The organism is Paenibacillus sp. FSL k6-2145, from assembly GCF_037976585.1.
In the GTDB taxonomy this organism is placed as follows: domain Bacteria; phylum Bacillota; class Bacilli; order Paenibacillales; family Paenibacillaceae; genus Paenibacillus.
Genome location: NZ_CP150267.1, coordinates 2,681,451 through 2,695,517 on the forward strand (window position 1 = coordinate 2,681,451; position 14,067 = coordinate 2,695,517).

The 14,067-nt window shown below is 47.4% G+C and carries 13 protein-coding genes; 8 read left to right on the top strand and 5 right to left on the bottom strand.

Annotated elements, in window-relative coordinates:
- Positions 1 to 21 precede the first annotated feature (21 nt).
- Complete coding sequence (locus NZ043_RS11995; RefSeq protein WP_091038216.1) at positions 22 to 1,035, top strand: NADP-dependent oxidoreductase; 1,014 nt, start codon at positions 22 to 24, stop codon at positions 1,033 to 1,035.
- A 120-nt stretch (positions 1,036 to 1,155) separates the two neighbouring features.
- Here the strand turns inward: NZ043_RS11995 and NZ043_RS12000 are convergent, their stop codons facing one another.
- Positions 1,156 to 1,641, bottom strand: coding sequence for a cytochrome c biogenesis protein CcdC (locus NZ043_RS12000; protein ID WP_176873064.1), 486 nt, complete (start codon positions 1,639 to 1,641; stop codon positions 1,156 to 1,158).
- A gap of 217 nt (positions 1,642 to 1,858) precedes the next feature.
- On the opposite strand from NZ043_RS12000, the gene NZ043_RS12005 reads away from it, so the two are divergent.
- From NZ043_RS12005 to NZ043_RS12015, 3 genes are read left to right on the top strand one after another with little or no spacing between them, the layout of a single operon-like run.
- Entirely contained in the window at positions 1,859 to 3,013 is a 1,155-nt protein-coding gene (locus tag NZ043_RS12005) for a HEAT repeat domain-containing protein (RefSeq protein ID WP_339311930.1), read from the top strand.
- A complete protein-coding gene (locus tag NZ043_RS12010) occupies positions 2,994 to 4,436 on the top strand; it encodes a glycosyltransferase family 2 protein (RefSeq protein WP_339311932.1) in 1,443 nt (480 codons plus the stop codon). The genes NZ043_RS12005 and NZ043_RS12010 overlap by 20 nt, the downstream gene beginning before the upstream one ends.
- Before the next feature lie 54 nt (positions 4,437 to 4,490).
- A complete protein-coding gene (locus NZ043_RS12015; protein ID WP_091038222.1) occupies positions 4,491 to 5,621 on the top strand; it encodes a hypothetical protein in 1,131 nt (376 codons plus the stop codon).
- 494 nt (positions 5,622 to 6,115) lie between these two features.
- Here NZ043_RS12015 and NZ043_RS12020 read toward each other — a convergent pair whose 3' ends face one another.
- Together NZ043_RS12020 and NZ043_RS12025 are read right to left on the bottom strand one after the other, a co-directional pair.
- Positions 6,116 to 6,688, bottom strand: a complete 573-nt coding sequence (locus NZ043_RS12020; protein ID WP_339311935.1) for a TetR-like C-terminal domain-containing protein — start codon at positions 6,686 to 6,688, stop codon at positions 6,116 to 6,118.
- A complete protein-coding gene (locus NZ043_RS12025; protein WP_339311937.1) occupies positions 6,685 to 7,416 on the bottom strand; it encodes an MBL fold metallo-hydrolase in 732 nt (243 codons plus the stop codon). The genes NZ043_RS12020 and NZ043_RS12025 overlap by 4 nt, the downstream gene beginning before the upstream one ends.
- A 430-nt stretch (positions 7,417 to 7,846) precedes the next feature.
- Here NZ043_RS12025 and NZ043_RS12030 point away from each other — a divergent pair, with 430 nt between their 5' ends.
- Together NZ043_RS12030 and NZ043_RS12035 are read left to right on the top strand one after the other, a co-directional pair.
- Complete coding sequence (locus tag NZ043_RS12030; RefSeq protein ID WP_091038227.1) at positions 7,847 to 8,311, top strand: Rrf2 family transcriptional regulator; 465 nt, start codon at positions 7,847 to 7,849, stop codon at positions 8,309 to 8,311.
- Between the two features lie 263 nt (positions 8,312 to 8,574).
- The gene (locus NZ043_RS12035) at positions 8,575 to 9,201 is read left to right on the top strand and encodes a nitroreductase family protein (RefSeq protein WP_076215923.1); all 627 of its coding nucleotides are present in this window, start codon (positions 8,575 to 8,577) and stop codon (positions 9,199 to 9,201) included.
- 186 nt (positions 9,202 to 9,387) lie between these two features.
- Here the strand turns inward: NZ043_RS12035 and NZ043_RS12040 are convergent, their stop codons facing one another.
- Positions 9,388 to 10,071, bottom strand: coding sequence for an S-layer homology domain-containing protein (locus NZ043_RS12040; RefSeq protein WP_091038228.1), 684 nt, complete (start codon positions 10,069 to 10,071; stop codon positions 9,388 to 9,390).
- A 145-nt stretch (positions 10,072 to 10,216) separates the two neighbouring features.
- The gene (locus tag NZ043_RS12045; RefSeq protein WP_249913010.1) at positions 10,217 to 11,077 is read right to left on the bottom strand and encodes an AraC family transcriptional regulator; all 861 of its coding nucleotides are present in this window, start codon (positions 11,075 to 11,077) and stop codon (positions 10,217 to 10,219) included.
- Positions 11,078 to 11,311: 234 nt separating this feature from the next.
- On the opposite strand from NZ043_RS12045, the gene NZ043_RS12050 reads away from it, so the two are divergent.
- Positions 11,312 to 12,367, top strand: coding sequence for a lactonase family protein (locus NZ043_RS12050; RefSeq protein ID WP_339311940.1), 1,056 nt, complete (start codon positions 11,312 to 11,314; stop codon positions 12,365 to 12,367).
- A 238-nt stretch (positions 12,368 to 12,605) separates the two neighbouring features.
- Complete coding sequence (locus NZ043_RS12055; protein WP_240768284.1) at positions 12,606 to 14,003, top strand: helix-turn-helix transcriptional regulator; 1,398 nt, start codon at positions 12,606 to 12,608, stop codon at positions 14,001 to 14,003.
- Positions 14,004 to 14,067: the final 64 nt, after the last annotated feature.

The window sequence follows — 14,067 nt, forward strand, 5'->3', positions numbered from 1 at the left end:
GGCAACAAGGAGGTAATTTTGGTGTCTTTAAATAAACAGATCGTACTTGCGTCTCGTCCCGAAGGTGCCCCTTCCAAAGAGAATTTCAACTTCATTGATGCACCTCTTCCTGAACCGGAAGCTGGGCAAGTTCTGGTACGTACATTATATTTGTCGGTCGATCCGTACATGCGGGGCCGCATGAAAGATACAAAGTCCTATGCTGCACCGTACGCGTTAAATGAAGTGATCATGGGTGGAGCCATTGGGCAGGTTGTAGAATCTTCGGAACCCAATCTGCGCAAAGGAGATCTCGTATCCGGTATGTGGGGCTGGCAGCAATATGCCGCAGTGAATACGGGGGATCTGTCGCTGATCGATACGGAAGAAGCACCAATCACCGCTTACCTGGGTGCGCTAGGCCTGACGGGTCTGACGGCTTATTTTGGTATGGAGGACATCGGCAAACCGAAGGACGGCGAAACGGTCGTTGTATCGGGAGCAGCCGGAGCGGTAGGCATGATTGCAGGTCAGATTGGTAAAATTGTGGGAGCACGCGTGGTTGGTATTGCAGGCTCTGATGAGAAATGCGCTTATTTGAAAGAAAAGCTGGGCTTCGACGTGGTGTTGAACTACAAGAAGGAGCAGGATATGTCAGCGGCCATTGAACGGGCTTGCCCGGATGGTGTAGATGTCTACTTTGACAATGTGGGCGGTGACATCTCGGATGCAGTCTTGCGCCACATCAATCGGAATGCACGTATTCCGTTATGCGGTCAGATCTCATCCTATAATCTGGAGAAACCGGATATAGGCATGCGTCCACAGACGTTGCTGTTAACAAATACAGCATTAATGAAAGGTTTCCTGCTGGGTGACTATACGAAATCCTTCAAAGAAGGCCGCGCCAAGTTGGCGAAATGGATCAAGGAAGGTCATATCCAGTATGAAGAAAACATTGTGGACGGCTTCGAACAGACGCCGGAAGCATTCATGGGCCTCTTCTCGGGAGATAATCTGGGCAAGCAGCTGGTTAAGGTTGCAGATCCTGAATAGATATTGAATGGTTTACATGTACAAATTAGGTTGAAAACGAAAAGACACGTTCTGCACACCGAGGGTGCAGCAGAACGTGTCTTTTTATCTGTAAATCTGTGCGTGGTCTATGTAGGGTGACTAGTGTTCGGCGACCAGCACTTCTTTGTAGTGTTTGTACATATATACACGCCAGCGTACAATCATGCCAAAAGCCAGCAGGAAAAACAATCCGCCCGTTTGCGGAATACTTACATATCGCTGGATGACTTCATGCAGGATCAGGCGTACGGCCAACAATCCAAGCAAGATAAAAGCAAAGCTGCGAGAACGTGTGGCAAAAATTTCTTCACCTACTCGTTCAAACCGTGTACTGCGAATGAGGGGATAGGAAAAGAGGAACCAGCCCACCAGAAACGCAATGAATGCCCAGAGTAGAGGAACATGAGTCTCAGGTACAACAAACATGAGAAATCCTGTGCTCATGCCGAGCGGAGGAATAAGGATTTTACGAATGGTCACCGGTCTGTGACTGGCTTTCATGCGGATGAAGATGGCAAGCAGTGCCATGACAAGCATGCCCACGGTTGCTCCGATTTGCAGGTAGTACGGACTGATTTGAGCCACGTAGAACTCCCTCTTTCTGGAATAATATGTTATCCGGAGATCCGGAACCCAGTACGAATTGCCGGAATTTTCAGTTCCTATTATATCACAAACGTAGAAAGCCGATAGAAAGCTTAGTGTATCATATACCCGATATGTATTCACAGGGTGTATTTGAAAATTTTGTATTATTGTGCCCGTTGTAAGGCCGTTTATTCGATTAAGGGGAAATCATGCAATGATTGGACAACAATGGATGTATATCAAGCTTATCGGCTCACATCATAGAGGGTGGCTTATGGGTAATACAGATTGGTTAGTACATCTGGTCAGCCTTGTGTGTGCAAGTGTACTAGCTTTTTTGCTGGTTATCTACGGTTACATCTTATGGATGAAATATAGCAGTAGGCGCAGGGAAAAGGTTAAGACAGCGCTGATGCAGGAATTACTTTCCGAAGATTCGGTGTTACAGCGGTATTTGGGCCAAGGAGAAGTAAAAGTAGACTTATTGAATATGAGTGGAGATCAACAGAGCGTTTTGCAGCAGCTGTTATTGCAACGGCTTGCTCAAGGTCCGGTAGAGCACGAGACTCTGCGAATTCGTCTGTTATCCTGGCAAGTCTTTGGAAGTTCATACCGGTCGGTTCTGAAGACGAGAAAGTGGAGTGAACGGGTTAACACGTTGTTATATATTGAACAGTTTCATATGATAGAGCTTCTGCCCAGGTTAGAGGATATGCTGCGGGTTACTTCCTGTACGCCGCTTGAACGCTTCATCATTTTGCGCATATATGCCCGAACCGGTTATTTCAGAATCGTGAAGGAATTGTTGCGTGAGCAATATGTATGGTCCGATTCGCAGTATCTGCAGATTCTGTTGTTGCTTACCGATTCATCCTGGACTCGTCTGAAGGATCATTTCAAGGATGTACCTTATCAGGTCCAGTGTAATATCGTCCATGCCATTCGTATTCGGGATGACCAGACGGAGGGTGCTGTTGTTCTACTGGAGAAGCTCATTCTTGGAGAGGATGCGCTGCTGCGTACCCTCGCTTATCAGGCATTGGCTCAAGTGGGCAGAGGGCGTGAAGAGTTGCTGAAGGGGCTATTGCTGGTATGGAACGAATCTGGTGAGGAAAGGCAACGCTCGGAAAGACTAACAGTGACCCGGCTTATGGGTACTGTTCATGCGGATGCTTTTATTCCTAGACTGAAGATAATGATGGGTGATCCTTCTTTTCAGATCCGACAGGAAGCGGCGAATTCTCTTGCCCGGTACGAGCAGGGACTTGAAGAACTCCGGGAAACGGCTGTAAACCATCCGGATAAATATGCAAGGCAGATAGCGGAGGAAACGCTGGAAAGGATGCAGTATGGACGAAAGATGGATTGAGATGTTGCAGAGTTTTGTTTTGGCATGTTACGAGGGGGTATTTATCTATCTGGTGTTAGCGATTGTGATGTGCAGTGTTCTGGTAGTCGCTGCCGCTCGCACATTGATTCGCCAGAGGGATCTGGACCCGCTGCAATATCATGAGATGTTGGATGAAGAACTGGCTCCTGCGGTATCCCTGCTTGTCCCGATGCGTAATAGAGAGAATACGATCATACAGCGAATTAATTGTCTGCTGGATATTCAGTATGCACGCTATGAGGTTATTATCATTAATGATGGATCAGAGGATGGAACAATGCCACGGTTAATAGAAACCTATGATCTAGTGCCCATTCGGAGTAAAGTTCATTATTCGGGACTCGGCCAGGAGACGGCTCAGATTAAATGTGTCTACCAATCCAGGTTGCATCATCGTCTGATTGTGATCGACAAGGAATATGGAGGACGAATGGACTCCCTGAATGCAGGCCTGAATATCTCGCAATATCCTTATATCGCCTCTGTTGGACCCTGGACAGTTCTGGAACGGGATGCATTGGTGAAGATTATGAAACCCGTTATGGATGCTCTCCCAGGAGAAGAGGTCGTTGCTTGTAGTGGACGATTAGATCTCATGGCCCCCAGAAATACGGATCATGCAGATTTAACGGATAACAGCACAAGACTTACGGGCAGTACGTTGTATGTAATGCAGACCATTGAATACGTGCGTGCTTTTTTGATTAGTGGTGTGGGACTTGTTCGTTACAACATTAATGTGCTTTTATTTACGGCCCAAGTATTCGGTGTATTCAAAAAGAACCGGGTGTTGGAAGTTGGGGGTTACAAGCGCGACGACCAGGTCGCTCACATGGAACTGGTGATGCGGTTACAGAAACATATGAAGCAGATCCGGGAACATGGCCGTATTATATATATTCCCGATCCGATCTGCAGGGTAGAAGTACCCGGTACATGGCGTCAGCTGTGCAGACAGCGTATCGGTTGGCACATGCAGCTTGCAAGCAGTCTATGGACTCAGCGGAGCATGATCTTTAATCCGGCCTATGGCTGGATGGGGATGGTATCCATCCCTTATTTTATTCTGATCGAATTGTTGGGACCTGTGATGGAACTGGGAGCGATTTTGCTGTTCATTGCAGGCATAGGGCTACAGTTGGTGGATATCAACCTATGCATCATTCTCGCTTTGCTGCTCACGCTCTATGGTTCACTGTTGTCCGCTGGTATGGTAATGTTCGAAGTATGGTGTTCACGCAAAGCGTACACGTCCAGAGCAGTGACGCGTCTGTTATTGTATGCTTGTTCGGAGACGTTCTGGTTCGGACCGCTGAACAATATATTCCGTATGTTTGGCATTTTGCAGGCTATGGGATTGCGGAAGGCAGAGGAAAAGGACAGCAGACATGGATTAGGGTAATCTAACGACCGATCCTGACAATACCTTGGAACAGAGCAAGGAGGAATACGCTTTATGAAAAAAAGTTACAGGCCAGCCACGATGTGGACGCTGGCTTGTTTTACAGTGGTATCGGTGGTGCTGGTTGTCCCCTGGATTATGTGGCAATCTCAGGCCCCTGTTCCACTGAACATTATGATTATTGACAAGAGCAGACCGGACTTGTCCTATCAGGGGCACAAGGGATTGGTCTGGCTTTTGAATCAACAGAAGATTGTACAGCACACAGGGGAATACTACTCGTATGAAGAGGATTATTACGGCTATGATCTTCAGGACGGGCTTCCACGAATGAAACAAATGCTGCCTGATGAGGTGACAGACACGGATCTGATCTATTTGACGGCGAATCGCAGTAGTCTGTCTGCACAGAAGAGTGCAGGGAAACAAGGCGGAATCTATGAAGGATTAACGATATATGATGTGCAGAAGATCCGCGAGGCTGCGTATAAAGGGGTAACGATTGTCGCCGAATACAGTGCCTTGGCAAATACGGCTTCGAAGATGACCAGGGAGCAACTTTATCCCAGTTTGGGAGTGAACAGCAGTGGATGGCAAGGGAAATCGGTATCTAATCTGCAAAGTATAGAAGAAGTCCCCCGGTGGGTTCGGGCGAATTATGAGCAGCGGGAGAAGAAGAAATGGTCATATTCCGGAGCGGGTATGCTGCTGATACATATGGATGGACAGGTCATGGTACTGGAGAAAGGTCCGGATGTGAAGACAGGCAATATACAGATTGCATTTACACCGGAAGGCAGCGATTGGAGCGGTATAACCCAGGATATACATTACAATGGCTGGTTCGATATCATTGTGCCGCAACAGAAGAATTCCATACTGGCCTGGTATAAGACGGATTTGACGAAGGCAGGCGAGCAGAAACTGGGGAATGCAGGAATACCCGCGGAATTTGCTGCACTTGTCCGCTACGATGACTATAATCGGTCGTATTACATGGCAGGGTCATTTGGTGAGATGAAGCATTATTCCTTCTGGCGCCGAATCCGGGGATGGGAGGTCGTCCGGTCCAAGCTTACGCCAGATCAGAAAGATATCCCTGACATGTTCTACTGGAAGGTGTACGTGCCCGTGATGAAGCATATTTTGAATGAAGTGCAGGATGGACGGCAGCAATGGCCATAGGGTGGGTGTAAAGAAAAACGTTCGGATGGAGAGCAGGTAGTGAAAGGCCGTTCTTCTGGAGTGAGGACCGGGAGATGTACATATTAGAGAAGCGCGTACATGTGAGGGGCAGGAGTTTTGAGCGGAGCACGATATGTATCAGGCGGAAATTGAATTGCAATGTGTAATGCGATGCCGCTATGGCATCATGAACTGAAGTAACATATGTAGCAGACTCTAACGAACTTAGCACGTCTTAATCGGCCTAATTTGCTACGTTGGTAGATCTAACGAATCACAGACACGTTAAATGACGGAATATGCTCATTTTGTCTGTCCTACTGCCAGTTTTCTGCGAAATAGGATGTGTGGAGTTCGTTAGATTTTTCTATCCGCTCTAATTGGCGTTATAGCGTGTCCTGGGTTCGTTAGATTTTGGCAAGAAGGTGGAACAGCAACGTAAAAAGGACTGCAGAGGATCTGCAGTCCTTTTTCATGATGCAATACGTGCCTTACTAGTCCTGGTGAAGATGCCGGAGTCCGTGCAGAAATGCGGATACGGTCAGACGCAGACTTTCGTCCGGATCAAAGTTCATGCCGAAGCCGCCCTGTGCCTCAATGGAGGCAAATCCATGGCAGAGGCTTCGCAAACCACGAACGGCGTGCAATGCTTCCGCTTCGGTGAGCGGGTAGGGCTGCAAGCTGTTCAGCAGCAACTCCAGCGTGGCTGTGCTGGCCGCGGCGAGCTGTGGCTCCTCGCGGTCCGGGGCATGAAATGAGGCTTCGTAGAGCCCGGGGTGCTCGCGGACGAAGCCAATGTATGCCGCAGCGATGGCCTGGATGGCATCGTCGCCTGTGCGGTCAGCGATAGCCTCGGTTAATGCGCGGCTGAGCTGTTGTACGGACATCAGCGCCATTTCCTGGCGAAGCCCGGGAAGTCCGCTGATGTGGTTGTAGAGCGACGGCGAGCGCACATCCAGCCGCTGTGCCAACGCGGCGAGTGTCAGCGCCTGAAAGCCGTCGCTGTCAGCAAGCTGGATCGCGGCGCTGAGCAGAGCGCCGCGATCCAGCCCTTGCCGGGGGCTCATAGTTGCCCTCCGGCAAGATCAAACCGCTGCTGTGCATCAGCGGTTGCCGCGCGCATGGCGGCAGCGGGCTGGCGCAGCATCCGTCCGTGGCCTACAGCCAGCACGGACGGTTCCAGCTCCGCCAGACGCTTCGCGCTGGCCAGAGCCGCTTCGCGGTTCCACGTCGCCAGCGCGGGGAACGGGAAGAGCGGGCGCACGCGGCCGGATACGGCAAGGCCGCCTTGCAGCTGGTACGCGTCGCCAGCGATGAGCACGCGGCTGCGCGTATCCATGAAGGCCATATGCCCCGGCGTATGTCCTGGTGAGGCAATGGCGACCAGTGATCCAATCTGGTCACCGTCATCCAGCAAGTGGTTTGGCTGGGTGTGTACCGCTTTGGGCTTAGGCACTCCGCCGCGTACCGGAGTTTGTGGCTCACCGGGAAGAAGGGAAGTATCACCCGCCAATAGCCGGGCATCCCGTCTGGAGATGAAAACCTCGGCTTGGTGCATTGCCCCTTTGAGACGATCCAATGCACCAATATGGTCGCTATGCGCGTGAGTCAGAATGATCTTGGTAATGGGCTTTCCAAGGGACTGGGCAGTTGCCAAAATCCCCTTAAAACTGAACGGTATTCCGGCATCAATCAGGGTTAATCCATCTTCCTCTTCGACCAGGTATACGTTCACAGGGAAGAGTCTTGGAAAAAACGTAACTTGAACGACATCATATTCTCGGGTAATGCGCATCGTTGAACCCTCCTTAAAACTAATGGTATTAGTATAATAACTAATGTCATTAGTTTTAGCAATACATGTTGTTCATTTTATTCAAATAAAAAAAATTTAAAATAATGATGCACTTTACAAAAAAAGCGTTTTCAAATTGAAGATTACCGATTATAATAATCACGTAAGCCCTTTCATATGTCTATCTTATTGGAGCCCTTCGCGTAGCGAAAGGCTCACTTTTTTGTTCTTTTTGGATTAAATTGAAGACGTGATGTTAATCCTAGCTTAATTGTGTTGATGAGCTGTAAGTATTGGTATAACAGGAAAAATCACGTTTGATCTCCATCCGGGGTGAAAGTTGACAAACATAACTGTTATTCATATAATGACAGTTATACTTACCTTGAGTTGGAGTTCATCGGTGTTGTAAGCCGGGAAGGAGTAAGTTATGAACAGCGAATTTACCATAGCGGTGCATTGTCTTGTTTTTCTGTCGATGAGAGATGAGTGTATGGCCAATAGTGAAGATTTGTCCCAGAGTGTGGGTACACACCCGGCCAGAGTCCGTAAGGTACTTAGTGTTCTGCGCAAGCATGGTTACCTGACGACCAAGGAAGGTGCTCATGGTGGGTACTTGCTTAGCCGTCCAAGTGAAGAGATCAAGCTGGGAGAATTGTATAGACTGGTAGCTGGTGGTTCACTCGGTCCCAACTGGTGCTCAGGGGAGTCCGGTTCATCGTGCGTGGTATCTTCCAATATGCAGGATGTGATGGGGAACATATATAACGGAGGCGAAGAGGCGCTCAGCGCTTATTTTGACCGTATATCCATTCAAGATGTGAAAGAGCGCATAGGTCATGGGGAAGCGATAACCTTGTCGCTAAATGGATTGCCTGCAAAGGAGAAGTCCTGACGGAGTCCACAACGAATGGTCCTTCATGACATGGCCTTGGTTTAGTCAGGCATGGTTGGACAAGTTATGGCATTGGCGTGTGCTCCGGTGAAAGATCCATTGATGTTCTCAGGCGATTCCGGGCATAACGTGAACACAGATGGGGAGAGATCGTCTGCGCTGATGTTATTTTCGGAAGGCAAATCCTTGGTAGAGTATACTTCAAGATCACCTTGCGAAAGTAAAAGAAGTATAAACAAATTAGATTCTGGGGAGTGGAACACATGTCAGGCATTGAAAAAAATGAAACACTTCGCGTTATTAGCGAACGCCATGCTGTCAAAAAGTACGAAAAAGGATTTGAATTGCCTGAAGCTGATCTCAATGCGATTCTGACAGCAGCTGCGGAAGCACCATCTTCATGGAACCTGCAACACTGGAGATTCCTCGTGATTGAATCCGAAGCAGACAAAGCGAAATTGCTGCCAGTTGCTTACGGTCAAAGTCAGATCGTGGAAAGTTCAGTTACGATTGCTGTTCTTGGAGATTTGGAAGCAAACCGTAACACCGTAATCTACGATCAAGCTGTTGAAGCAGGCGCACTGACTGCTGAGGTTCGTGACGCATTGGTTGGACAGATCAACGGTGCTTACCAAAGCCCGCAGATCGCTCGCGATGAAGCGATCCGCAATGCATCTTTTGCTTCCCAAAATATTATGCTTGCTGCACGCTCCCTGGGTTACGATACATGTCCAATCGGTGGATATAATCCACAAAAACTGATCGAAACATTCAACATTCCTGCACGATTTGTGCCTACGTTGTTGATTACTGTAGGTAAAGCTGCACAGCCAGCTCGCCCGTCAGGACGTTTACCGTTGTCTGAGGTTGTTGTTAAAGGTTCTTTCTAAGTTAGAAAGTTAAATCTGATGATTTTGCATCAGTGATATAAGTATAATACAAACAGCCGCACTTTCCTGTTGAGGGAAGGTGCGGCTGTTTGGCATATTGAGGTTGTATGGAAAAGTCCACTAACGGTGACTCCAATCGAGCGGATTCACCACTCAAGTGAGTTCTTAGCTCCTACCATGAAATGATTACTTCTCAGGTGTTTCCGGGATTTGTGGTGCATGGAACGATTCCATGTACTCGATTGCGTTAAACATCATCACTGCTGCTTCAGCGCGAGTAATCGTTTGTTTGGGATTGAAGTTTCCGTCGGCATCCAGTTCATTGATTTTGAGAACGAGTGAACGCTGAATGGCACCTTGATACTCTGGCGTAAGTTCCTGTTCGTCGGTAATGTCCACAGGTTTGATATTAATCATCGGCAGACCGCCTTTGGCCTCGATGCCTTGCATCAGGAACAGTGTGAATTGTTCACGAGTAAGCGGTTTGGACGGATCGATATCCTGTGACATCTGAATGCCATTATATTGTGCGCGGATAAATGCATCACTGTACCAAACGCCATCTTTTACATGAGAGAAGTGGTCACTTGGTAGCGGCTGTTTGATAAAACGGATCGTGTCCAGATTCAGATTCAGTCCGTCCGCAATCAGTTGAATACCCTGAGCGGTATTTAACTCCAGTTCAGGTTTGAACAAGCTGTCACTCACACCTTTGATGAATCCATCCTGATGGAGAGATTCGATTTTGTCTGCTCCTGCGATACCTTGAATATCCGTGAATTGGGCCTGCGCAGCGTTGATCGGGCCTGCACTTAGAGACAGCGTGAGCAGAGCTCCCGCAGTTAATGTAGCTAGTATATTTTTTTTCATGATAGGTTCGCCTCACTTTTCCAGGGAAGATCCCTTTATATAAAAGTTATTTGCCCCTATAGACGACCCTTCTGTTCAAAAGGTTGCTGCAATTTTCCAACTGAATTCATAATCATTTAGAAAGGGCTAAGTGAAGGCACTGCCTCTAACCTTTGGATTTATTTCGATAATCTGTGGGTGAACGTCCCATCATTTTGCTGAACAGACGGGAGAAGTAGTACGGGTCTTTGAATCCAAGCTCGGAACTGATCTGCTTCACGGTCCAATCGGTAAAATCCAGATAGCGGCAGGAATGCTGAATCTTAAGCCGTAGGAAATAATCGATGGGCGAATGCCCCGTAGCTTGCTTGAATAACTGAGAGTAATGAGGGACAGACAGTCGCGCGTGAGACGCCAGTTCCTTGAGGGTGATTCCATTCTCCAGGTGCTCCAGCATATATTGAACGGATTGTTCAGCCGCACGTTTGCTGCTCACGATCCCACCATCTGTTCCTGTCGTCTCCGGTCCATAAGCGAGCATACCAAGCATATAACCGATAATCTGGGAGGCATACGTCATCGTCTGCATGGAGTAACCTGTCTCTAGCGCGCCGTAACATTCATGAAAAAGCTCAAGCCATTTTTGAGCCTTGGCCGGTGGCATGGTAGTAATATGATGAGTTAACAATGGTTCTATGTAGGATAAAACGTGTTCCCCGCGCAGATGAATCCAGAAGATGCTCCATGGTTCAGCTGTGTTGGCACCATACACATGAGGAACATGTGCAGGCAATATGACAAGGTTTCCCGGGCGGACATCATATGTCTTGCTGCCATCCATCGTATACCAGCCTGTACCTTGGGCACAGTACATCAGAATGTGTGACTCACAACCACCGGGACGGTCTCGGTAATGATGCTCCGCTTCGTGAAAATAACCGATATCGGTAACATATAGTCCGGACGTGACTGGATAAGCTGCGGTTTCTTGCAGCAGTGAGTCTGGAAGCACAATGAGTTTTTGCATACGAAATCCGTCAGATTTACGCTGTAGGGGTGGTCTGTTGTTAGGTCTCATACTTTGTATTATGGTGAGAGGGGATAAGGGAGTCAATGACGGATATGAGAGCGCTCACCGGGGTTGTTATCGATTTAGAAAGCCGCGTTACAGGAAGTGAAGCAGTTGCCTGTGAATTGGGTAAGTACATATCAGTGGGAAGAATCAGAACAGTGAATATACAGGATAAGGGAGAGATTAGATATGGAACCAGTCACAACTCAGGAAACACTTTTCTATACAGGTACGTATGCGTCAGCGGATGAACCAGGAATATTCCTATGTGCGTTGAATGCGGATACAGGAGAGATGCGAATCGTCAATCACATGGATGGCGTGGATAATCCGTCTTATCTGGCGCTATGCCCGGATGGAAACTGTCTGTATGTGGCGAGTGAGACGGACGAGGGAGAGGTGTTGGTTTATTGCAGAGATGCGGCAACGAGTGAGCTGCACCTGATGGATCGAAAACAGACCAGAGGGGCTTCTCCATGTTATGTGTCTGTCTCCACGGATGGTCAGTGGGTGTTCTCATCCAACTATAGCAGCGGCAGTGTCAATGTATTTCCTGTTGGCGATCAGGGGACGCTTGGTGAGATGAGTGCATGGGTGGAGCACACGGGAAGTGGAATCAACGAAGAACGCCAGGAAGGGCCGCATGCACACTCCATTCAACCAGATCCTTCCGGGCAGTATGCTGTCGTATGTGACCTCGGTCTGGATCAGATCATTGTGTATCGGTTGGAAGAGGGACGTCTGGTTACCCATCGTGAGATGGATCAGCCACCGGGCGCAGGGCCAAGACATCTTGTGTTCCATCCCAACTCGAAGTGGGCTTATGTGATCAACGAATTGGACAACACGGTTACGGCATTCCTGTACGATGAGCGCAGAGGGGAGTTCACTACGGTGCAGCACATTTCCACACTTCCAGAAGGGCACAAAGGAGAGGGTACGGCTGCAGATATTCGTGTATCTCCATGTGGACGTTTCCTGTATGCATCCAATCGGGGAGATGACAGCATCGTACTCTATCATATTGATCAGAAGAGCGGCGAGTTGGAAGCCGTAGAGTGGACATCCACGATTGGGCAGACAGCACGTAACTTTAATATTTTGCCTGGTGGGATTCTGGTCGTGGCAAATCAGGACAGTAATAACCTCGTAGGTTTCCAGATCAGCGAAGAAGACGGACGTCTGACGCATAATGGATTCAAGCTGGAACTGCCTCGTCCGGTATGTATTGCGCCTGTGGTATAAAAGTTGTAATACGGTGAAGAGAACGTGAAATACTACATCTAAAAAGTGGTCAAATAAGCTGTGAAATCATGGAGAAACACATGGTTTTACAGCTTTTTTAGGCTTTTTATGCGATTAACTTGAAAATAGTGGAAATTATCACATTTTTTTATTGACCATCGTTCTAATGTTCATTATGATCAGGATATATAGGGGTAAAACCTAAAATCTGGATGTTGCACGAAGGGTGGTGCTTTCCTTGGAACCTGCAAATTCAATTCGGGAGCAATTAACCCAGTTTATCGATAAGAACAGCATGACGCTCTCCCGATTCTCGGAAGTCTCTGGCATTAATACAGGCACAATTAGTCGTATTTTACATGGGAATCGTCCCATATCCGTGAGTCAGTTGATTGCGATCTCATCAGGAATGGACGTGGCAGCGGATCATTTTTTTTCCGACTATGTGGAAGAATGTTTTGCTTATTCTGTCTCCATGCGGCGAATCAGACCGTTTATTCTCCGAAGTGCGGAGTTGAATCGGCTGGATTGCATTGAGCAGATTCTTTATCGGCTACTGGACGACCTGGATTATGCGACAGAACTATTTGAGATGGCTGAACAATTATTTGAACAAAATCAGCGGTCTGCCGCGGCATTGTTATATAAGAGTGTGAGTGAAGTTGAGAAATATCAGCATTCTGAACGGCTTGCGATGTGTCAGTATCGGTTGTTTTTAATTGGACAAGGAGAGAACCTGGAAGAAAATCTAAGGACAGCTATCTTGTTCGAGCCTTATGTTGACCGGTTGGATGAGGGATACCAACTGGACGCGCTGAAACATTTAATTCATGTGTTTATGGCAGTTCATAAATGGGATAAAGTAGATGGTTTAGCGCAAGAGATGTACAAATTAGCGAAGATTTTCTATGAGTCTAAACACCTTTCTAAACGAAGGGAACACCACCATGAGAATCACACCGAACGCCCACTCTATACTTATATTTTATATGCTTGGTTGATTCGATCCACAGTTTATGAGGAGTATGGAGATTATAAAAAAGCTTTGGAGTTTGTATCGTTGTATGCATACGGACAGGGCTGGTTACAGGAACAGGATGAAGAATCAGAGCGCATACAGCAACAATTTGGGGAATGGGCAACAGCTAATACCTATCTCTACCGAATGTTATCTGGAGAAAGGGAGATTGTTCACGAATACGCGGACTACATCTCGAAGTATCCTGATGAGATTTTTTTAGCTTTACGTTACATGATACAGGCAGCCAATCGGTTTGACTGGAACATTGATGACATTTTGGATCGCTTCTCCGAACATACGCCTTTACGTACCTACAAGACTGAGTTTGGAGATTATAATAAACGTATTATTAATGAAAGTTATGCGCGGTTTTTAAGTGATCTAGGGATGTACCAACTTAAGAGAAATCGTAATGATGCAATGAATCTTATTCTTGAAGGATTGCAAATGTCAGTTAAAATAAATAGTGATCGAAATATTATTACATGTATGACATTGTTTGAGCAGTACAGAGATCAAGCTGATCCAGAAGCAAAACAGAAGTTCAAATCCTTATCAAGTGAGGTGCAACGGCTCAATGCGAAAAAAAACGTCTTTCTTGCTAACCATTTTTAGTGTTACAGTTACAATCTGTCCAATCATTCATGCCTTAATGGGCCACGGAGCAGGCGGAGTGTAA